This is a genomic window from Roseivivax sp. CAU 1761 (assembly GCF_054482755.1).
In genome coordinates this window covers 1-19,843 of record NZ_JBTLRM010000013.1, presented here as the reverse complement: position 1 = coordinate 19,843, position 19,843 = coordinate 1, and the positions used below count along the sequence as shown (strand labels likewise).

Annotated in this window: 25 protein-coding genes; 7 read left to right on the top strand and 18 right to left on the bottom strand. The window is 70.6% G+C overall.

Annotated elements, in window-relative coordinates; translation table 11 throughout:
- Position 1: 1 nt before the first annotated feature.
- From ispF to ACXYMW_RS09925, 3 genes are read left to right on the top strand one after another with little or no spacing between them, the layout of a single operon-like run.
- A complete protein-coding gene (gene ispF, locus ACXYMW_RS09935) occupies positions 2-484 on the top strand; it encodes a 2-C-methyl-D-erythritol 2,4-cyclodiphosphate synthase (protein WP_459035161.1) in 483 nt (160 codons plus the stop codon).
- A complete protein-coding gene (locus tag ACXYMW_RS09930) occupies positions 481-969 on the top strand; it encodes a phosphatidylglycerophosphatase A family protein (protein ID WP_459035160.1) in 489 nt (162 codons plus the stop codon). The genes ispF and ACXYMW_RS09930 overlap by 4 nt, the downstream gene beginning before the upstream one ends.
- The gene (locus tag ACXYMW_RS09925) at positions 966-1,445 is read left to right on the top strand and encodes a CinA family protein (protein ID WP_459035159.1); all 480 of its coding nucleotides are present in this window, start codon (positions 966-968) and stop codon (positions 1,443-1,445) included. Before ACXYMW_RS09930 ends, ACXYMW_RS09925 begins: the two co-directional genes overlap by 4 nt.
- 31 nt (positions 1,446-1,476) lie before the next feature.
- Here the strand turns inward: ACXYMW_RS09925 and ACXYMW_RS09920 are convergent, their stop codons facing one another.
- The 3 genes from ACXYMW_RS09920 to ACXYMW_RS09910 all read right to left on the bottom strand — a co-directional run bounded on the left by ACXYMW_RS09920 (position 1,477) and on the right by ACXYMW_RS09910 (position 3,464).
- Positions 1,477-2,106 carry a hypothetical protein gene (locus tag ACXYMW_RS09920; protein ID WP_459035158.1) on the bottom strand — a complete coding sequence of 210 codons (630 nt, stop codon included), beginning with the start codon at positions 2,104-2,106 and terminating at the stop codon, positions 1,477-1,479.
- A gap of 243 nt (positions 2,107-2,349) precedes the next feature.
- Entirely contained in the window at positions 2,350-2,850 is a 501-nt protein-coding gene (locus ACXYMW_RS09915; RefSeq protein WP_459035157.1) for a hypothetical protein, read from the bottom strand.
- Between the two features lie 170 nt (positions 2,851-3,020).
- On the bottom strand, positions 3,021-3,464 hold the full coding sequence (locus ACXYMW_RS09910) for a type II toxin-antitoxin system RatA family toxin (RefSeq protein WP_459035156.1): 444 nt from the start codon (positions 3,462-3,464) through the stop codon (positions 3,021-3,023).
- A gap of 69 nt (positions 3,465-3,533) precedes the next feature.
- Here ACXYMW_RS09910 and hpt point away from each other — a divergent pair, with 69 nt between their 5' ends.
- From hpt to ACXYMW_RS09895, 3 genes are all read left to right on the top strand, one after another.
- On the top strand, positions 3,534-4,076 hold the full coding sequence (gene hpt / locus ACXYMW_RS09905) for a hypoxanthine phosphoribosyltransferase (RefSeq protein WP_459035155.1): 543 nt from the start codon (positions 3,534-3,536) through the stop codon (positions 4,074-4,076).
- Positions 4,073-4,258, top strand: coding sequence for a hypothetical protein (locus ACXYMW_RS09900; RefSeq protein WP_459035154.1), 186 nt, complete (start codon positions 4,073-4,075; stop codon positions 4,256-4,258). The genes hpt and ACXYMW_RS09900 overlap by 4 nt, the downstream gene beginning before the upstream one ends.
- Positions 4,259-4,344: 86 nt before the next feature.
- Positions 4,345-4,596, top strand: a complete 252-nt coding sequence (locus tag ACXYMW_RS09895) for a hypothetical protein (protein WP_459035153.1) — start codon at positions 4,345-4,347, stop codon at positions 4,594-4,596.
- Between the two features lie 24 nt (positions 4,597-4,620).
- On the opposite strand, the gene arsJ is transcribed toward ACXYMW_RS09895, so the two are convergent.
- From arsJ to ACXYMW_RS09845, 10 genes are all read right to left on the bottom strand, one after another.
- Entirely contained in the window at positions 4,621-5,928 is a 1,308-nt protein-coding gene (gene arsJ, locus ACXYMW_RS09890; protein ID WP_459035152.1) for an organoarsenical effux MFS transporter ArsJ, read from the bottom strand.
- Positions 5,871-6,869: an ArsJ-associated glyceraldehyde-3-phosphate dehydrogenase gene (locus tag ACXYMW_RS09885; RefSeq protein WP_459035151.1), complete on the bottom strand. Its 999-nt coding sequence runs from the start codon at positions 6,867-6,869 to the stop codon at positions 5,871-5,873. The genes arsJ and ACXYMW_RS09885 overlap by 58 nt, the downstream gene beginning before the upstream one ends.
- Complete coding sequence (locus ACXYMW_RS09880) at positions 6,866-7,696, bottom strand: metalloregulator ArsR/SmtB family transcription factor (RefSeq protein WP_459035150.1); 831 nt, start codon at positions 7,694-7,696, stop codon at positions 6,866-6,868. Before ACXYMW_RS09880 ends, ACXYMW_RS09885 begins: the two co-directional genes overlap by 4 nt.
- A gap of 46 nt (positions 7,697-7,742) precedes the next feature.
- Complete coding sequence (ade, locus tag ACXYMW_RS09875; RefSeq protein WP_459035149.1) at positions 7,743-9,437, bottom strand: adenine deaminase; 1,695 nt, start codon at positions 9,435-9,437, stop codon at positions 7,743-7,745.
- Between the two features lie 137 nt (positions 9,438-9,574).
- Positions 9,575-9,730 carry a hypothetical protein gene (locus ACXYMW_RS09870; RefSeq protein WP_459035148.1) on the bottom strand — a complete coding sequence of 52 codons (156 nt, stop codon included), beginning with the start codon at positions 9,728-9,730 and terminating at the stop codon, positions 9,575-9,577.
- Between the two features lie 262 nt (positions 9,731-9,992).
- Entirely contained in the window at positions 9,993-10,712 is a 720-nt protein-coding gene (locus tag ACXYMW_RS09865; protein ID WP_459035147.1) for a gamma-glutamyl-gamma-aminobutyrate hydrolase family protein, read from the bottom strand.
- Positions 10,709-11,650: an amidoligase family protein gene (locus ACXYMW_RS09860; RefSeq protein WP_459035146.1), complete on the bottom strand. Its 942-nt coding sequence runs from the start codon at positions 11,648-11,650 to the stop codon at positions 10,709-10,711. Before ACXYMW_RS09860 ends, ACXYMW_RS09865 begins: the two co-directional genes overlap by 4 nt.
- Positions 11,651-11,653: 3 nt before the next feature.
- Entirely contained in the window at positions 11,654-13,312 is a 1,659-nt protein-coding gene (locus ACXYMW_RS09855; protein WP_459035145.1) for a sensor histidine kinase, read from the bottom strand.
- 72 nt (positions 13,313-13,384) lie between these two features.
- Positions 13,385-13,942, bottom strand: coding sequence for an RNA polymerase sigma factor (locus ACXYMW_RS09850; protein ID WP_459035144.1), 558 nt, complete (start codon positions 13,940-13,942; stop codon positions 13,385-13,387).
- Positions 13,939-14,106 (bottom strand): NepR family anti-sigma factor, encoded by a 168-nt coding sequence (locus ACXYMW_RS09845; RefSeq protein WP_459035143.1) that lies wholly within the window; start codon positions 14,104-14,106, stop codon positions 13,939-13,941. Before ACXYMW_RS09845 ends, ACXYMW_RS09850 begins: the two co-directional genes overlap by 4 nt.
- Positions 14,107-14,210: 104 nt before the next feature.
- Between ACXYMW_RS09845 and ACXYMW_RS09840 the strand changes: the two genes are divergently transcribed.
- Positions 14,211-15,008 (top strand): response regulator, encoded by a 798-nt coding sequence (locus ACXYMW_RS09840; protein WP_459035142.1) that lies wholly within the window; start codon positions 14,211-14,213, stop codon positions 15,006-15,008.
- A gap of 180 nt (positions 15,009-15,188) precedes the next feature.
- Here ACXYMW_RS09840 and ACXYMW_RS09835 read toward each other — a convergent pair whose 3' ends face one another.
- From ACXYMW_RS09835 to ACXYMW_RS09815, 5 genes are all read right to left on the bottom strand, one after another.
- On the bottom strand, positions 15,189-15,353 hold the full coding sequence (locus tag ACXYMW_RS09835; RefSeq protein WP_459035141.1) for a DUF1328 domain-containing protein: 165 nt from the start codon (positions 15,351-15,353) through the stop codon (positions 15,189-15,191).
- 243 nt (positions 15,354-15,596) lie between these two features.
- Positions 15,597-16,757 carry an endolytic transglycosylase MltG gene (gene mltG / locus ACXYMW_RS09830; RefSeq protein ID WP_459035140.1) on the bottom strand — a complete coding sequence of 387 codons (1,161 nt, stop codon included), beginning with the start codon at positions 16,755-16,757 and terminating at the stop codon, positions 15,597-15,599.
- A gap of 4 nt (positions 16,758-16,761) precedes the next feature.
- Entirely contained in the window at positions 16,762-18,021 is a 1,260-nt protein-coding gene (fabF, locus tag ACXYMW_RS09825; protein ID WP_459035139.1) for a beta-ketoacyl-ACP synthase II, read from the bottom strand.
- A 122-nt stretch (positions 18,022-18,143) separates the two neighbouring features.
- On the bottom strand, positions 18,144-18,938 hold the full coding sequence (locus ACXYMW_RS09820; RefSeq protein WP_459035138.1) for a glycosyl transferase: 795 nt from the start codon (positions 18,936-18,938) through the stop codon (positions 18,144-18,146).
- Between the two features lie 146 nt (positions 18,939-19,084).
- Entirely contained in the window at positions 19,085-19,708 is a 624-nt protein-coding gene (locus tag ACXYMW_RS09815) for a helix-turn-helix domain-containing protein (RefSeq protein ID WP_459035137.1), read from the bottom strand.
- Positions 19,709-19,843 lie beyond the last annotated feature (135 nt).

Below are 19,843 nucleotides of genomic sequence, written 5' to 3'. Positions count from 1 at the left end.
CATGGACATACGGCTGGGCAACGGCTTCGACGTGCACCGCTTCGCGGCGACCGGCAGCGGCGTCATGCTCTGCGGCGTGCAGGTGCCGCATGACCGCGCGCTCGACGGCCATTCCGACGCCGATGTCGGCCTGCACGCCGCCGCCGACGCCATCTACGGCGCCCTGGCCGAGGGCGATATCGGCCAGCACTTCCCGCCCTCGGACCCGCAATGGAAGGGCGCCGAAAGCGGCATCTTCCTGCGCCATGCCGCCGAGCGGGCGCGGGCGCGCGGCTTCGCCATCGCCAATCTCGACGTCACGCTGATCTGCGAGGCGCCGAAGGTCGGCCCGCATGCCGCGCGCATGCGCAAGGTCATGGCCGGGCTGCTCGGCATCGGGTTCGACCGCGTCTCGGTCAAGGCCACCACCTCGGAGCGGCTGGGCTTCACCGGCCGCGAGGAAGGCATCGCGGCGATCGCCACCGCCGCGCTGGTGCAGGCATGAGCCGGGCCATCGCCACGCTTTTCGGGGTGGGCCTGCTGCGCCCCGGCCCCGGCACCTGGGGCTCGGCGGCGGCGCTGCCGCTGTTCTGGGCGCTGCACGTAGCGGGCGGCATCGCGTTGACCCTGGCGGCCACCGCGGCGGTCTTCGCTCTCGGCCATTGGGCGGTGACCCGCGCCACCGCCGGCCGGGCCGAGAAGGACCCGGGCGAGATCGTCATCGACGAGGTGGTGGGCCAGTGGATCGCGCTGCTGCCGGTCTCCTACGGCGCCAGCTTCGCCGGCGTCGACGTGCTGGCGCTCTGGCCCGGCTGGATCGCCGCCTTCGTGTTCTTCCGGATCTACGACATCCGCAAGCCCTGGCTGGTCGGCCGTGCCGACCGCATGGGCGGGGCCATGGGGGTGATGCTCGACGACGTGGTGGCCGGGGTCTTCGCGGCGCTCACCACCTTCGCGCTGGGGGCGGCCTGGCACGCGGTGATGCTGTGAGCCCGGAGGCGGCGCGCCGGGTGCTCGACGCGGCCCGCGCCGCGGGGCTCCGGATCGCCACGGCGGAAAGCTGCACCGGCGGCATGATCGCCGCGGCGCTGACCGATCTGCCGGGCTCCTCGGCGGTGTTCGAATTCGGCTTCGTGACCTATGCCAACGCGGCGAAGGTCCGGCTTCTCGGCGTCGATCCCGCCACGCTGGAGCGCTGCGGCGCTGTCTCCGAGGAGGTGGCGCGCGAGATGGCCCTGGGCGCGCGGCGGGTCTCGGGCGCCGACATCGCGGTGGCGGTCAGCGGCATCGCCGGCCCCGGCGGCTCGGAGCACAAGCCCGAGGGGCGGGTCTGTTTCGGCCTGGCCCATCCCCATGAATGCCGGGCCGAAACGGTGGATTTCGGAGCGCTGGGCCGGGCCCGGGTCCGCGAGGCGGCGACGCTGCACGCCCTCGGCCTGGTCGCCGCAGCGCTCGGCGATCGCTGAGGCGCCCCGCCGGCGCGCCCCGGATCGCCGGTCAGGCCGCCACGGAGAGGCGCGACGTCGCGGCTTCGGAGGCCGCGCCGTCAGTGCCGGCCGCCCCGTAGGCGGTGCGCGCCGCCACCAGCCCCGCGGCCGAGGAACCGGCGCCGGAGATCCGGTCCACCAGCGATTCGGCGCGGGCGCGCTCGGCCATGGCCAGCGCCTGCTGACGGGATGCCGCGACATCGTCGGCGGCCTCGGGCGCCGCGGGGCCCGAATCCAGATCCAGCGCCTTGTGGACGGCGGTGCGAACGGGATCGACGAGGGCGGAGTCGATCTTCTTGGCCGCGGCCACCTGTTGCCCCGGCGCATCCGCCGCGGCGGCGGCGGGCGCAGCGGCAGCGGCGGCCTGCGCCGCGGCGCTGGCGGCCTGTCCGGCGGGTGCCGCGGTCTCGGCCACGGTCGCGGCGGCGCTCGCCTGAGTCACCGCAACCGCGGTCTCGACCGGCGCGGCCTGCGGCGTCACGGCCTGCGGCGCGGCCGCGGCCTCCGGGGCCGGCTTCGGCGCGGCGGCGGGTTCGGCGGCGGCCTTTGCGGCGGGGCCGCTCTTGGCGGCCGAGGCGGATTCGCCGTCGCTCGCGGCGCCGCGTTGCTCCCGTGCGCGGTCGAAGTAGGCCGCGAACATGCTGGAGAGTGCAGAGATGTTCATTTTTTTATCCCCATTTGCCTTTGGTGGGCTCATTTCGCCGGGGCAAAGCGGCGCAACCTAGGCGGGATCGGGGATCTTTGATGTATTCAAATGCCACATACTGCGGTGCGGCACCGGGGACCGGATGGAGGGGGCGTCGCCGCAATTCGGCCACGATCCCCGGCCGGTCCCGGCATGGGCCGGCGGCCGGTTGCGGGACCGGCCGGCCGGGGAGATGACTCAGACACGGGCATCCGGGCCCAGGGAGCTGCGGGTCGAGAGCAGGCCATAGGCCGCCGGAGTGGCACCGGACTTGGTTCCGCCCGTCCGGGTCACCGGGTCGAGGCCGAGCTGCGACAGCGCCACGCTGGTGGTTCCGCCGATCGACGACATCACCGAGCTCATCTTCATCTCGGATTGCAGCGCGATGGCCGCGCGCCGGGAGGCCTCGACGTCGGTGTCCGACGCCTTCGCCACGTCGGCGGCCGCCACGCGCAGCGCGCCGGATGCCGAGGTCTTGGCGGCGGCGTCCGAGGCCGAGACCGCGCCGGAGGCCGTACCCTCGCCTGGCGCGGTGGCGGTCCCGGTCCCGGTCACGCCCAGCAGCGCTTCGTCGTCCTCGCTCAGCGAGGCCTGCGGGAACTCGCCCTCTTCGGCATCATCCTCGATCTCCTCCACCGGCGCCGGCGGGGGGGATTGCAGGAGCGAGGTAACTACACTTGAAGTTGTAGAGATCAACATGAGTTCGTCCTCTGTTTGTCATCCTTTTGACAGAATTACCCGTCGATTGGGCGCCAAACCGGACTGGATTGCGGCGGAAACCGGATGTTTCCCATACGTGGCAGGCTTCAATCTAGGCGCGAGTGCGCCCTGCCCCGGCCCCCGAGCATGCGAATCGCTCGGGCCGGGCCTCAGCCGTAGAGTTCCGCCGCCCGACGCTCGAAGGCGCGCACCACGCGCTGCATCGCATCGTTGAAGACGACCCCGATGATCGAGCGCAGCATGGCGTTGCGGAACTCGAAATCGACGTAGAACGAGACCTCGCAGCCGCGCTCCACGTCGCGGAACGACCAGTTCGATTCCATGTGGCGGAACGGGCCGTCGAGATATTCGGTGTCGATCTTCTTGGCCTCGGGCCAGAGCGTCACGCGGCTGCCGAAGGTCTCGCGGAAGACCTTGAAGCTGATCACCAGGTCCGCGAGCATCACCCTGCTCTCGCCGCGATCCTCCACCGAACGGATGCGCGCCGCGGCGCACCAGGGCAGGAATTTCGGATAGGATCCCACATCGGCCACCAGGTCGTACATCTGTTGCGCCGTGTAGGGGAGGATCTTGGTCTCGGAATGCGTCGGCATGGGTCCCGGTTTCGTCGTGACAGTGACGCTGGATGTCGTATGGTCGCGCCGCGAAATCAAGGAAAGACCATGCCAGACCGCGCTTACGTCATCGACGAGATGATCTCGGCCAAGGCCATCGCCGCCCGCATCGAGGCGCTCTCGCGCGAGATCGCCCGCGAATTTTCCGATACCGAGCAGCTCGTCGTGGTCGGGCTGCTGCGCGGCTCCTTCATCTTCATCGCCGACCTCGTGCGCGAGCTCGACTTGCCGGTGGAGGTCGATTTCCTCGAGGTCTCCTCCTACGGCAACGCCATGGAATCCTCGCGCGAGGTCCGGGTGCTGAAGGATCTGCGCGCCGCCATCGGCGGCCGCGACGTGCTGGTGGTGGAGGACATCGTCGATACCGGGCACACGCTCCACCGGGTGCTGCGCATGCTCGAGGCGCGCGAGCCGCGCAAGCTGCGCTCCATCGCCCTGCTCGACAAGCCGTCGCGGCGCGAGACCGACATCCGCGCCGACTGGACCGGCTTCGAGATCCCCGACGAGTTCGTGGTGGGCTACGGCATCGACTACGCCCAGGCCAACCGCAACCTGCCGCATATCGGCAAGGTGCGGTTCCCCGAGGCGTGAACCCGCTCTGGCTGCTGCGCATGCGGCGCTGGGCGCAATCGCCGCCGCGCCCGCGTAACGTGGCGCTGCTGCTCGTGCTGCTGGCGGCGCTCCTGGCGCTCTACGGCGCGGAGCGCGCGGGCTGGCTGCCCGAGTGGCTGGCGCTGGCGCCTGAAGGCGCGCCGGGCCGGGTGCTGCGCTAGGTCGCAGCACGGAACTTTGCACGAGTCATGAAGTTGATACATGCTGGTGGCATGGGAGGCACCGGAGCGGCACGGGAGGGCGCGACATGGACCGAATTCCCTACCCCCTGCGCAGGGGCATCGCGCGGTTTCCCCGGCTCTCGATCTGGCGCGATCCGATCCCGAGCGACGCCGCCCAGGGCGACGACACGTTCGGCGAGACCGGACCGCAGCCCGCCATCCTGTCGCGCCTGCGCGCCACCACCGCGGCGCCGCGCCACAGCCCGTTTCTCAGCACCGCCCCGGCCCGCGCGATCCGCGCCGACATGGCCGACATGGCCCAGCTGAACGACGATTGAGGCTGCGGGCCCGCCGGCCGGCGCTCAGGCCGCGCTTTGCCGCGCGGCGAGCCGCGCAGCGGCCGCCCCGCTGAGCAGCAGCATCGCCGCCGCCACGGCGAGGCACAGACTCACCCCGCCCCATTGGTAACTCAGCCCCGAAAGCAGCGTGCCGAGCAGCCGGCCCGCGGCATTGGCCATGTAATAGAACCCCACATCCATGGTGACCCGCGCGCCGCTGGTGAAGGCGAGGATCAGGTAGGAATGGAGCGCCGAGTTCACCGCGAAGGCGGCGCCGAAGAGCAGCAGCCCCGCGACGAGGCCCGCCGTCACGCCCGGCCCGGCAGGCAGCCCGCCCACCAGCAGCGCCAGCGCCGCCGGCACCGCCGCGAGGCCCAGTGCCCAGCCGCGCGCCGCGGCGGCCAGCTCGCCGGTGCTGCGCTCGCGGCCGCGCAGAAGACGCGGCGCCACCGCCTGCACGGCACCGTAGAGGATCGTCCACACCGCCATGAAGGTGCCGATCAGGAAGAAGGCCGCGCGGTCCCCGGCCGGGCTGCCGTCCGAGAGCACGGCGTAGAAATAGACCGGGATGCCGACCACGAACCACACGTCGCGGGCGCCGAACAGGAAGACCCGCGCCAGCGACAGGCGGTTGACCTCGGACCGGGTCGAGAAGACCTCGCGGAACTTCGTGCCCTTGACCCCGGATGGCAGGCCGGGCGGCATGCGCAGCATCAGCGCGGCGAGGATCACCGCCAGCAGCGCCGCCATGAAGAGCAGCGACGGCACGAACCCGGCCCAGCCCAGCAGCGCCGCGCCCAGCAGGAAGCCCAGCCCCTTCACCGCGTTCTTCGATCCGGTGAGCCGCGCGACCCAGCGGAAGAGCGCGCCGCGCGCCTCCGGCGCCAGCAGCTTCACCGCCGACTTGGCCGACATCTTCGACAGATCCTTGGCCACCCCCGAGGCGCCCTGCACCGTCATCACGAAGCCCACCGAGGCGGCGACCGACCAGCCCGGGTCGAGTTGCGTCAGCGCCAGCAGCGCCGCGACCTGCAGGCCGAGCCCGGCATAGAGCGTGGCGTTCAGCCCGAAGCGCGCGGCGATCCAGCCGGCGCAGAGATTGGTGACGATGCCGGCCAGTTCGTAGAGCAGGAACAGCCAGGCCAGCTGCACCGGCGAAAAGCCCAGCGTGTGGAAATGCAGCAGGACCAGCATCCTGAGCGCGCCGTCGGTCAGCATGAAGGCCCAGTAGGCCGCGGTCACCGCGACATAGGCGGCCAGCCCCGCGGGCCGGCTCACAGCCCCTGCCCCACCATCCGCGCCACGTCGACCAGGCGGTGCGCGTAGCCCCATTCGTTGTCGTACCAAGCGTAGATCTTGGCCTGGGTGCCGTTGACCACCATGGTCGAGGGCGCGTCGACGATCGCCGAGCGCGGGTCGTTGACGAAATCGGTGGAGACCAGCGGCCGCTCCTCGTAGCCCAGAATGCCCTGCAGCGGCCCCTCGGCGGCGGCGCGGAACAGCGCGTTGAGCTCCGCTGCATCGGTGGCGCGCTCGAGCTCGAAGACGCAATCGGTCAGCGAGGCGTTGAGCAGCGGCACCCGCACCGCGTGGCCGTTCAGCCGGCCCTTGAGTTCGGGATAGATCAGGGTGATCGCCGTCGCGCTGCCGGTGGTGGTGGGGATCAGCGCGTTCAGCGCCGAGCGCGCGCGCCGCAGGTCCTTGGCCGGCCGGTCGACGATGGTTTGGGTGTTGGTGACGTCGTGGATCGTGGTGATCGAGCCGTGGCGGATGCCGATCGCCTCGTGCACCACCTTGACCACCGGGGCGAGGCAATTGGTGGTGCAGCTCGCCGCGGTGACGATGCGGTGGCGCTCGGGGTCGTAGCGATCGTGGTTGACGCCGTAGACGATGTTGGCGGCCTCGTCCTCCTTGACCGGGGCCGAGACCACCACCTTCTGCACCCCGGCGGCGAAATAGGGGGCCAGCCGCGCGGCGGTCTTGTGGGCGCCGGTGGCCTCGATCACGACATCGGCCGCCGCAAGCGGCAGCCGCGCCGGGTCGCGTTCGCGCAACACCGGGATCCGGGTGCCGTCGATGGTGATGCTCTCCGCATCATGGCTGAATTCGGCGTCCCAGCGGCCGTGCACGGTGTCGAATTGCAGCAAATGCGCGTGCATCTCCGGATCGCCCGCGGCGTCGTTGATCCAGGCGATGTCGAGCCCGGCCTCGAGCATCGGCCGCAGCGCCAGCTTGCCCATGCGGCCCAGTCCGTTCAGCGCGTAGGTGGTCATTCGGCAATCTCTTTCTGTGCGATTTCGTCGAGCCGGGCCTGCAGCGCGGCGCGGTCGAGGGTGGCAAGGGGCAGCGCCGCGAAGAGCGCGATGCGGTTGTGAAGCGCGCCGTAGACGCGCTGGAAGGCGAGCCGCCGCTCGGCCTCGCTCCCCTCGGCCTGCGCCGGGTCGGGCTGGCCCCAATGCGCGGTCACCGGCTGGCCCGGCCAGGCCGGGCACTCCTCGTTGGCGGCGCGGTCGCAGACGGTGAAGACGAAGTCGATTCGCGGCGCGTCCGGGCCCTGGAACTCGGAGACGTGCTTGGCGCGCAGCGGGGCCAGGTCGTGCCCCTTGTCGCGCAGCATCTCGCGCGCGATCGGGTTGATGGCAGCGTTCGGCCGGGTCCCGGCCGAGAGCGCCAGGAAGCGGTCGCCGGCATGCCGGCGCAGGATCGCCTCGGCGAAGATCGAACGCGCCGAATTGCCGCTGCAGAGAAACAGCACCGCAGGCCGCCGCTCCGCTGTGACGGGCGGCGCCGGGAACAGCTCGGGCAGGCAATCCGAGACCCGGCCGCGGCAGCATTCGCCCAGCAGGTAACGCGCCAGCGCCCCGGCCCCGGCGAGATCGGCGCGGTAGCGCCGCGACGCGCCCTGCCGGCTTTCCGAGACCAGCCCCGCCTGGCGCAGCTGCGCCAGATGCGGCGACAGGGTGGAGCCGGGCAGCGCCAGCGCGCGGGCGATCTCGCCCGCCGGCACGGCATCGGGCGCGCGCCGCACCAGCAGCCGGAAGGCGGCGAGCCGCTGCGGGTGGGCCAGCGCGGCGAATCGGAGAACGGGATCGATTTCCATATTTCGGGAATACCCGAAATATGTGACAGCGCAATGACGCTCCGCGCTATCCGATGATCTCGAACCGGGTGACGTCGACCATGCCGCGATCGGTGATCTTCAGCGCCGGGATCACCGGCAGCGCCAGGAAGGCCAGCTGCAGGAACGGCTCGGCCAGCGTCACCCCCAGACCGCGCGCCGCCTCGCGCAGCGCCCGGAGCCGGGTTTCCACCGCCTCGAACGGGTCGAGCGACATCAGCCCGGCCACCGGCAGCGCCAGCTCCGCTAGCACCGCGCCGTCCCGCACCACCACGAACCCGCCCTCGATCTCGCCCAGCCGGGTCGCAGCGCGCGCCATGTCGGCGTAATCGACGCCGACCACGGCGAGGTTGTGGTGGTCGTGGCACACGGTGGAGGCGATGGCGCCGGCGCGGAGCCCGAAGCCCTTCACGAAGCCGGTCGCGACGTTGCCGTTGCGCCCGTGGCGTTCGATCACCGCGATGCGGACCAGGTCGCGGGCCGGATCGGGCCGCTTGTCGCCGTTCTCCGGCGCGATGTCCTCGACCAGGTGATCGGTGAGGATCTGGCCCTCGCGGATGCCGATCACGTCGGTCTCGCGCCGGTTGCCGGCGGCGCGGAACGTGGTCTCGGAGACCGGCGGCAGATGCACCGAGCGGCGGCCCACCGGCGGCAGCGGCGGCCGCGCCGCGAAGGCCTCCCCGGTAACCCGGCGCCCGCCGGCCCAGACCGCCCGGACGTCGCAGGCCTCGAGCGCGCCCACGGCCACGATGTCGGCGCGGTAGCCCGGCGCGACGAGCCCGCGGTCGCGCAGCCCGAAGGCCTCCGCCGCCGACAGCGAGGCCGCCCGGTAGGCCGCGAGCGGCGGCGTTCCGGCGGCGATCAGGGTGCGGATCATGTGGTCGAGGTGACCCTCCTCGGCGATGTCGAGCGGGTTCCGGTCGTCGGTGCAGAGGCACATATAGGGCGCCGTGCGCTCGCTCAGGAGCGGCTGCAGCGCGTGCAGGTCCTTGGAGACCGACCCCTCGCGGATCAGCACCCGCATGCCCTTTTGCAGCTTCTCGCGCGCCTCCGCGGCGCTCGTCGCCTCGTGCTCGGTGCGGATGCCGGCGGCGCAATAGGCGTTGAGATCCCGGCCCGAGAGCAGCGGGCAATGGCCGTCCACATGCCCGCCGGCGAACAGACGGAGTTTCTCCATCGCCTGAGGATCGCGGTGTATCACTCCGGGATAGTTCATGAATTCCGCCAGGCCGATTCCGGAAGGATGGCCCCGGAGCGGCTCCAGGTCGGCCGCCTCCAGCGTCGCACCGGCGGTCTCCATGTGGGTCGAGGGCACGCAGGAGGACAATTGCACGCGCAGATCCATCAGCGTCGTCTCGGCGGCGCGCTGGAACCAGCGGATGCCCTCAGCGCCGATCACGTTGGCGATCTCGTGCGGGTCGCAGATCGCCGTGGTCACGCCGCGCGGGGTGACGCAGCGGTCGAATTCCTGCGGCGTCACCAGCGAGGATTCGACGTGCAGATGGGTGTCGATAAAGCCCGGCACCAGGACGCAGCCCGAGAGGTCGACGATCTCGGCGCCGTCGTACTCGGCGCAGGTGCCGACGATGCGGTCGCCGCAGAGCGCCACGTCGCCTTCCAGCAGGTCGCCGGTCACCAGGTCGAGCACCCGCGCCCCGCGCAGCACGATGTCGGCGGGGCGGTCGCCGCGCCCGGCCGCGATGCGGTCTTCAAGGTCTGTCATCGGTGGGTCCCTGCCGGTTGCGCCCTGCGGCGAGGGAACAGGATTTTCTTCGCGGTGGCCAGATGCGGCGGGTGGCGGGGCGACGTGGGCGGACATGTGAAGGGGACGGACCGCCGGTCCGTCCCCTTCAACGCTGGCTACCTGAAACGACCGTCCCGGGCCAGGGAGGACGTCCGTCGTTCGGGCCGTTCACGTCCGTCATGGGTCTCGCGGCTGCGGGAGGTCGCCGCCACGATCAGCGCTGCGATCAGAACGAGCGCCGCCAGCCCTATGGCAAACACGTCGAGTGACATTTGCTTCGTCCTTCTGCTCGCTTGGAATCCGAACCCGGGCAGACGGCGATTGTTCCGACACGACCCGGCGTCGCCCGGCGCTGCTATGGTGGCAGAGCGACACCTTGACCCGGCGATTTCCTCCCCAGGTTGCCGGCAAAAGGTAAATAAAGGTTTGCCTTGCAAGCGGTTGCACGGAAACGGGCGCCGCGGTCCGTGCCCTGCCGGCCGGGCACCCCGCGCCGCGTCACCGAGTCTCACGCGATGGTGATTTTCCTGCGACTCACGTCCGCTCGGCCTCCGCCCGGGCCGCCGCGACCTGGGCGCCGGCCTCCGCCCGGGCGCGGGCCGCCTCGACCAGAGCGCGGAAGATGCGGCGATGGGCGCGGCGGTAGAACAGGTGTTCCGGGTGCCACTGCACGCCCAGCGCGAAGGGGTCGCGCACCCGCTCCACCGCCTGGACCATGCCGCCCTCGTCGCGCCCGGCGACCCGCAGCCCGCGGCCGTTGCGGTCCACCGCCTGGCTGTGTAGCGCGTTGACGTCGATGCATTCGGTGCCGATGACGCGGTGCAGCAGCGTGTCGGGCACCACCCGCACCCGCTTGCGCGGCAGGATCGTGTAGACGTAGCGCGAGGTGTAGACCTTGTAGGCCTCCTGGTGCAGCGTGCCGCCGAGGACCACGTTCAGCATCTGCGCGCCGCGGCAGATGCCGAGGATCGGCAGGTTGCGGTCGATGGCGGCGCGGATCACCGAGGCTTCGAGCGCGTCGCGATCCTCGTCGAGCCGCACGCCGAGGCGCAGTTCGCCACCGTAGAGCGTGGGCGCGATGTCGTCGCCGCCGCCGATCACCACGCCGTCGACCGTGTCGAGATCGACCTCGCGCCCGGCATTCCAGCGCACCGAGCGCGCCCCGGCGAGGCGCAGGCTCAGCCACATCAGCGGATAGATGCGCCAGCCCGACCGTCGCGACACGGTCACCCCGATGCGCGGCGCGCCGCTCACGAATGGACCGAGACGATGTCGCGGGTCGCCCGCGCCCAGTCCCGGCGCGTCGCGGTGAACGACCTGCGATGGTCCCGCCAGGCGTCGCGCAGATGCGCGCGCAGCCCGGCATCCTGCGCCAGACGCTCCAGCCGCACCCAGCGATTCCATTCCCGGGTCAGCGACCAGTCGGGCTCGTCGATGCGGCAATCCGGCAGCCGGTAATGGAAGGTCGGGCGGGAGGTGACCAGCGGCGAGCCGATCCGCGCCGCCACCCGGTCGGCATCGTGCTGGGCCAGCAGGCACAGCATGTCGAGCCCGTGATTGCGCGACGGCGCGCGCTCCAGATAGAGCGCGGCCAGGTCGTCGAGCGTCGCCGGCGGCGCTTCGGCCAGCCCGTCCAGAAGCTTGCGCGGATAGGGATCGACGAACGGCAGGGCACGACGCGCGAGGTCGATCTCCATCTCCTCGCGCAGGGCGTCCTCGCAGAAGGCGTAGGTCTCGAAGACCGGCAGGATCGCCGCCGGCTCCATCGCCACGACCTCGGGATTGAAATGCACCCCGAAGCCCAGGAACAGCCCGGCCGAGGTGCCGGTGGCGCCCTCCTGCCGCATCGCCTCGATCAGGGTGTCGATCTCGGCGATCTCCGCCGGGGTCACCGGGGCGGTGACGATCTCAACCGGCACGACATGGCGCGCCACCGACAGCACGCCGCGTCCGATCCGGCCCTCGGGTTCGTGCAGATACTGGCTGTCGAGATAGATCTCGACATCGCCGATGCGGCTGTCCGTCAGCACCAGGCCGAGATCGTCGCGCGGCCGGATCTCGCCGCCGAAAAGCGTGCGGGCGAGTTCGGCGGTGTGATCCTCGGTCAGGCCGCCGAACTCGATCTCGATGCCGACGCGCCGCGGCGTGCCGTCCGCCTTATGGGCCTCAGGCAGATCCTCGAGCCGCGGCACGGCTCAGTAATCCACGACTTCGGGTTTGAAATCGGACAGCGGGAAGCGCACCTGAACGCGGTAGCGCCCGTCCCGCGGACCCTGTTCGAGCGCCCCGCCGAGCTGCAGGGCGAAGGCCTGGATGAGCCGGCTGCCGAGACCAGGCCGGCCCGCCTCACCGTCGCCCTCCCCGTCGCAGCTGTTGGAGATCTCGAGCCGCACCTGGCGGTCGGCCTCGCGCTTGAGATCGACATGGACCCGGCCGATCCCGTCCTCGTCGGTCGAGAGATACTTGCCGGCATTGGTCAGTGCCTCGGCGGTCAGCAGCGACAACGGCACCGCCTGGTCGGGATAGACCTCGATATCGGCGATGCTCTGGGTCATCTCGATGCGGATGTCGCTGTCCTCGGGCAGGATCGACATCTGCGAGATCAGATCGGTGAGCAGTTCGCGGGTGTTGACGTGGCTGAGATCGCCGGTCTGGTAGAGGTTTCGGTGGATGGTGGCGAGCCCGCGGATACGCTCCTGCAGCCGGGTCAGGACCATCCGGGTCTCCGGCTCCCGGCTCTGGCGGATCTGCATGTTCATGATCGAGGAGATGAGCTGGAGGTTGTTCTTCACGCGGTGATGCACCTCCTTCAGGAGAATGGTCTTCTCCCGGAGGGTGTTCTCCAGCTGCGCCTCGTCCTGCATGATCGAATCTGCCATGTGCAGGAAATCATTTTCCATGTCGCGGAGTTCCAAGGCCATGTCGGCCGAGGCGCTCTGATTGGGCACCCGACGGTCGCGGGCGAAGGCGCGCATCTGCTGGCGCAGGGTGCGGATGTGCCGGATCACCAGCCGGTTCACCGCCAGATAGGTGACGATGATGCTGGCGACCCACATCACCAGCGGCAGCAGCCGCGCGAAGGTGCCGGGCTCGATGGCCGAGGCGGCGGAGCTGTCCTCGGGCCAGATGCTCAGCGCATAGACCAGCTCCGGCACCACCTCGGTCAGCACGAAGATGCGGTTCTCGCCGTCGGCGCTGCGGGCGAGGAAGGAATGCTCGGCGGTGCCGGCGAGCGAGGCCAGGTCCATCTCCGCCGGCAGGTGGCGGCGCGCCAGCTCGATGCCCCGTCCGGTGGTCAGGACCTGGCCGCTGCGGTTGAAGGTCACCAGGTCGATGAAGGGGCGCAGCTTCGGCGCCTCGTCCTTGGGCCGCATCTGGTCCACCGGGACCGAGATCGCCACGTGGCCGTAGACCTTGCCGTTGACCTCGAAGGGCTCGGAGACCACCACCACCGGCGTCGGGCTGATCGCCGGGTTGTCGAGGCGCGTGACCGCCGGTTCCGGCTCCTGGATCGCCTCGAGCACCGCCGGGTAGTCGCGCAGCGCGAACTCCTTGGGCGAGGAGCCGCACTTCACCCGTCCGCTTTTCAGCAGGACGCCGATATAGCTGTAGCGCTGGCTGGCCTCGCGGAAATCCGACAGGTAGGCGCCGCATTCCTCCGGATCGGCCCCCACCACGCCCTTGGTGGCCCCCATCGCCTGCGCCGCGCCGAGTGCGCGCAGGATCACCTCGCGTTCGATCGAGGCGGCGGTTTCGGTGATGCCGGTGACGCTGAGCTGCGATCGCGCCCGCGTCTCGCGCTCCAGCTCGGTGGTCTGGAGATAGGCCACGAGCCCCAGGGGCACCAGCGCCACGGTCAGGAAACCGATGATGCGGGCCCCCAGTCCGCTCGGGACGGGCCGTGGGCCGGGCAACCCGATCATGACTTACCCCGTGGCCGACGCTTTGTTGCCTGACACCACCGCCATGGTGGCGCTGTCGGTCATCTCCAATGCCTCGTCACCGGTGAGGCCCATGAGGTCGGCCAGGCGGGCCCGGGCGCGGTTGGTCCGGCTCTTGATCGTGCCGACCGCCACGCCGCACATCTCGGCGGCCTCCTCGTAGGAGAACCCCGAGGCGCCGACCAGGATCAGCGCCTCGCGCTGTTCGTCGTTGAGCTGCGCGAAGGCGCGGCGGAAATCGGACAATTGCAGCCGGCCGTCATGCGCCGGCTTTTCCGACAGACCCTCGGTCATCAGGCCGTCGGCATCGGACACTTCGCGCCCGGCCTTGCGGCGGTTGGAATAATAGGTGTTGCGCAGGATGGTGAAGAGCCAGGCGCGCATGTTGGTACCGGGCTGGAAGGTGTGGATCTTGGTCCAGGCCTTTACCAGAGCGTCCTGCACCATGTCGTCGGCCAGCGCGGAATTGCGGGTCAGCGACAGCGCGAAGGCCCGCAGGGCCGGCAGGTGCTCGACGATCTCGTCGCGTGGATCCCCGCTCATTTCGTGGTCCCGTTCTGCCCTTGCTTGTCGTCCTGGGCCTTCAACTGCGACAGAAGGTCGAGGAACCTGTCAGGGACCTTTTCGTCCAGCATGTCCTGGTAGACACGCTTCAAATTATCATCAATCACTTGCGCCTGCTTCGGTTTGTCCCGGTTCTCAGCCATTGGTGTCCTTACGCGCAGTCTTTGCACAACATACCACCGCATCCGGGAACCAACAGTGGGCCCGGGCGTTTGGTTCCCGAAAAAGTTCTGAAGGATGGGGAAACATGACACAGGACCTGAGCAGCGAGATCGGTGCCGCATTGCCATATCTGCGCCGCTATGCGCGCGCGCTCACCGGGGCCCAGGGCACCGGCGACCAATACGCGGCAGCCACGCTCGAGGCGGTCCTTGCAGATCGACAGATGGTGCAGCAGGCCAGCGCGCCGAAGATCGGTCTCTTCAAGGTATTTCACGGCATCTGGGTGACCACCGGGTCGCCGATCACGGATGAGGATGCGGGCCCCCGCGCGGCGGCGCAGCGCCATCTCGCCCGGCTGACGGCCAACAGCCGCGAGGCGCTTCTGCTGCACACGATCGAGGAATTCGCCATCGAGGACGTCGCCGAGATCATGCAGATCGGCGAGGACGAGGCGCGCATCCTGATCGAGACGGCGCGCCAGGAGATGGCCGACGGCCTGTCGGGCCGGGTGCTGATCATCGAGGACGAGGCGATCATCGCCATGGATCTCGAAAGCATCGTGGCCGATCTCGGCCACCGCGTGACCGGCGTGGCACGCACCCGCGACGGCGCGGTGAAGCTCGGCGAGCAGGAGACCCCGGACCTGATCCTCGCCGACATCCAGCTGGCCGACAATTCCTCGGGCGTCGACGCGGTCAACGATCTGCTGAAGATGATGGGCGATCGCCCGGTGATCTTCATCACCGCCTTCCCCGAGCGGCTTCTGACCGGCGACAAGCCGGAGCCGGCCTTCCTGATCTCCAAGCCCTATTCCGAGGACCAGGTGCGCTCGGCGATCAGCCAGGCGATGTTCTTCTCCTCCACCGAGACGCTGCGCGCGTAAGCGGCCCCCAGGTGGCCGGGCCCGGAACGGCGCCCGGCTGTCCCGCACGCGATCCGGCCGGGCGTTGGCAGACGCCCGGCCGTTTTCTTGCGCCGGTGCGGGCCGTGCAGCCGGCGGTCCGGCTCCCGCTCGCAGATCCTTCGGCCGGCGCTGGATGCGGTGCCGGCAAGGGCGCGTGCATCAGGTGCGTCGGATGAACCGCATCACCAGGGCTATCACGAAGAGCACCAGGAAGATGAAGAACAGGATCTGCGCGATCCCCGCCGAGGCCGAGGCGATCCCGCCGAAGCCGAACACCGCGGCGATGATGGCGATGACCAGGAAGATGAGGGCCCAAGACAGCATGACGTTTCCTTTCCGCCGGGCGCGGCCGGCCTGACCTGCGGCGCGGCGCGGGGCTGGCGACGTATGGGGGGAGCCGCCAGAGGCCCGGGGCGTCGCAAATACGACGTTCATATTCAGCTTATCTGGGCGGATAACGCAGCCGCGGGGCGGCGGTTCCCGGCCGCCCCGCGGCCGCCGGGGCGGCGGTGGCCGCGCGTCCGGGGCGGTTGCCGGGGCCCAGTGCCCCGGCGCGCCCGGTCCGGCTCAGTTGTTCTGGGCCTCGCCGCGCTCCGCCTCGATCTCGCGCCAGCGCGCCACGTTGCGGTTGTGCTCGTCCAGGGTCTCGGCGAAGGCGTGGCCGCCGGTGCCGTCCGCAACGAAGAACACATAGGCCGTCTCGGCGGGGTTGAGCGCCGCCTCGATCGCCGCCCGGCCGGGATTGGCGATCGGCGTCGGCGGCAGCCCGTCGATGACATAGGTGTTGTAGGGCGTCTCGCGGTCGAGCTCCGAGCGGCGCAGGCCGCGGCCCAGCACGCCCTTGCCCTCGGTCACGCCGTAGATCACCGTCGGGTCGGTCTGCAGGCGCATGCCGCGGCGCAGCCGGTTGACGAAGACCGAGGCGACCTGCGGCCGCTCTTCCGCCACGCCGGTTTCCTTCTCGACGATCGAGGCCAGGATCAGCGCCTCTTCGGGGCTTTCGATGGGCAGATCCTCGGCGCGGTTCTCCCAGGCCGCGGCCAGGATCGCCTCCTGCGCGCGCTGCATCCGGGCGATCAGCTCGGCGCGATCGTCGCCGGGCTGGACCTCGTAGCTGTCGGGCGCCAGCGACCCCTCCGCGGGCACCTCGACCTCGCCTTCGAGGACGTCGATCAGGCCCAGCTCCTCGACCACCTGGAAGGAGGTCACGCCTTCGGCCAGCGCCACGCGGAAGCGGGTGTCGGCGGCGTCGCGCACGTTCAGGTATGCCTCCGGCAGCTCCTCGGCGCCGGGCTCGAATTCCGCCACCTCGGCGAACCGGCCGGTGGACGGGTCGAGCTCACGCACCTCGACCTCGGCGGCGTTGACGCCGATGCGGAAGATCACCTCGGTGCCGCAGGTCGAGGCCCCGCCGCGGGTGACGATGTCGACGATCTCGGCCATCGAGGCGCCTTCGGGGACCAGGAAGGACCCGGCCTTGAGCTGGCCGGTCTTGTCGCCGTAATCGGCGCCCACCCGGAACAGCACCGGGGAGCTGATCGCCCCCTGCTCGGCCAGGCGCTCGGAGATCCGCGCCATGTTGGAGCCGCGCGGCACCTCGAGGCAGATGGCCTGCGCCAGGGGGCCCGGGTTCTTGTACTCGGATTGCGCCCAGAGCAGCAGGCCGCCGAACAGGAAGACCCCGACGACCAGGAAGGTCAGCGCGTTCGAGGCGATGTGACGCCACATCGGCTCAGGCCACCTGGCCGAAGATCACGCTGGCATTGGTGCCGCCGAAGCCGAAGGAGTTCGACAGGGCATAGCGGATCTCGCGCGCCCGCTTGGCGTTCGGGGCGAGGTCGATCGCGGTCTCCACCGCCGGGTTGTCGAGGTTGATGGTCGGCGGCGCCACCTGGTCGCGGATCGCCAGGATCGAGAAGATCGCCTCGATCGCGCCGGCGGCGCCCAGAAGGTGCCCGGTCATCGACTTGGTGGAGGACATGGTGACCTTGGAGGCCGCCTCGCCCATCATCCGCTCCACCGCGCCGAGCTCGATCGTGTCGGCCATGGTCGAGGTGCCATGGGCGTTGATGTAGTCGATCGCCGCCGGCTCGAGCCCGGCATGGCGCAGCGCCGCGCGCATCGAGCGCTCGGCGCCGTCGCCGGTCTCGGAGGGCGCGGTGATGTGGTAGGCATCGCCCGACAGGCCGTAGCCGCAGACCTCGGCATAGATGGTCGCGCCGCGGGCCTTGGCGTGCTCGTATTCCTCGAGCACCAGGATCCCCGCGCCCTCGCCCATGACGAAGCCGTCGCGGTCGGCGTCATAGGGCCGGCTGGCGGTCTCCGGCGCGTTGCCGCGCTTGGTCGACAGCGCCTTGCAGGCGTTGAAGCCGGCGATGCCGATCTCCGAGATCGCCGCCTCGGCGCCGCCCGCGACCATGACGTCGGCATCGTCGTAGGCGATCAGCCGCGCCGCGTCGCCGATGGCATGCGCGCCGGTCGAGCAGGCGGTGACCACCGAATGGTTCGGCCCCTTGAAGCCGTAACGGATCGAGACGTTGCCCGAGATCAGGTTGATCAGCGCGCCGGGGATGAAGAACGGCGAGACCCGGCGCGGACCCTTGTCGCGGATCAGCAGCGCGGTCTCGGCGATCGAGTTCAGGCCGCCGATGCCCGAGCCGATCATCACCCCGGTGCGGGCCCGGGCCTCCTCGTCCTCGGGGGTCCAGCCGGCGTCGCGCACCGCCTGCTCCGCCGCCGCCATGCCGTAGAGGATGAAGTCGTCGACCTTGCGGCGCTCCTTCTTCTCCATCCAGTCGTCGGGGTTGAAGCTGCCGTCCGAGCCGTCGCCGTAGGGCACTTCGCAGGCATAGGTGGTGGCCAGGTGCGAGGCATCGAAGCGGGTGATCGTGCCCGCCCCCGACTTGCCATCGAGAATCCGCTTCCAGCTTTCCTCCACGCCGGAGGCCAGAGGGGTGACCAGGCCCAGTCCGGTGACCACGACACGACGCATGGATGCTGCCCTTCCTTGTTCTTCTGCGGTTCGCTCTTACCCCGCGCGCGCCCCGAGCCGCAAGGGCGGCGCGCAACCCTCCGCTCACGCCCGGAGGGCGGGCCCGACGGGGGCCGGGCGGCTCAGGCCCAGTCGGGCCCGAGATCGGCCCGCGCCCGGGTGATCCAGTGCTCGCGCAGCCAGGGCGCCGGCCGCGCCCGGCGGATCAGCGAGCCGCGATAGCCCGCGACCGCCTCGGGCATCTTCGGCCGGCCGTGGAAGCAGACCACCCGGGCGCCCGCCGGCAGCGTCGGCGGGGTCAGCCAATTGCCCGGGAACGGGTTGCAATCATACTTGAAGCTGACCACCCAATCCTCGGGAATGTAGGCGAAAACGTCTCGCTCCATCGCCTTGTGCGAGGTGTAGCGCTGCTCCGATCCGCGCGCCGTCTCGACCTCCGCGTAGGGCGCCGCGGCGAGGTCGTGGTAGAGAAAGCCGTGGCGCTCGGGGTCGAAGCGGAACACCGAGCCGTGCCCGGTCGGGCGGCCCTTGCGCTTCTCGGTCCAGTCGTGGCGCATCAGTACGCGGCCCGGCGCCATCTCGAGGAGCGGGTCGAGCGCGCCGGTGATCACCACGTCGAGGTCGAAGCCCAGCACCGGGCCTTCGGCGGGAATCACCCCGGGCCGGAACAGCGAGGTCTTGCGCATGGCCCCCTGCCGGTTGGCCACCGCCAGGGCGCGGTCCATCTCGGCGCGGAACGGCTCCTGCGGCAGGTCCAGCACCTCGATCTCCGGGTGCAGCCCCTCGGCATGCTCGGTCATGCAGAAGAACCGGATCGGCCGCGCCAGGTTGCGGCGCACCCCGGAATAGAGCCGGTTGACGTATTCCGGGCCGAAGGCGGTGCCCCATTTGATGCAGGCGATGTTGGCGGGTTCCATGCCCCGCCCATAGCAGCGCGCGAAACGGGGCGCCAGCGGCTCCTGCCGGGCCGTTCCGGTCCCGCCCGGGGCACCGGCGAGACCCCGCACAGGGCCGCCGAAATCGGGCCACGGGACCGGCGCGGCCGGGCGCCGGGCCGCAGGGCTCAGCCGAGCGAGGTCACCCAGAGGATGGTGGCGTCGTCCTCGCTCACCGAGACCACGTTGTGGCCCATCGTGGCGTCGTAATAGGCGCTGTCGCCGCGGCGCATCTCCACCGGCTCGTAGAACTCGGTATAGAGCCGGATCACCCCGGTGAGGACGTAGAGGAATTCCTCGCCGTCATGGCGCACCCAGCCGTCGAACTCGTCGAGGCTGCGGGCCCGGACGCGGGCGCGGTAGGGCAGCATCTGCTTGCGGGTCAGGGTCTCGGCCAGGAGCTGGTGCTCGTAGGTCGCGGTGGCCTGGGCCACGCCCTGGCCCTCGCGGGTCACCGTCATGCGGCCGTTGATCTTGTCGCGCTTGGGCGGCGTGAAGAGCTGCGGCACCGAGATCTCGAGCCCCGTGGCGAGCTTCTTCAGCGCGTCATAGGTCGGCGACATCTGGCCGTTCTCGATCTTCGACAGCGTCGAGCGCGCCAGCCCGGCCTGCCGTGCCGCCTGTTCCAGCGTCCAGTCCCGCGCCTTGCGCAGCTCGCGCACCCGGGCGCCGAGGTCGAGCGGCTCGCCGACCTCCTCGGGGCCGGCGTCGCGGGCGATACGGATCAGGCTCTGGGGATCATGACCGGACATGGAAGAGGTGCATAGACCCGCCCCCCGCGCGGCGCAAGACACCGGAGGGCGCGGCGCGGGCGGCGAACCGCGGCGGTGCGGCGTCGGGGCACGGCGGGGCGGCCCCGCCCCCGGCCCGACCCCGGGCGCGCCCCG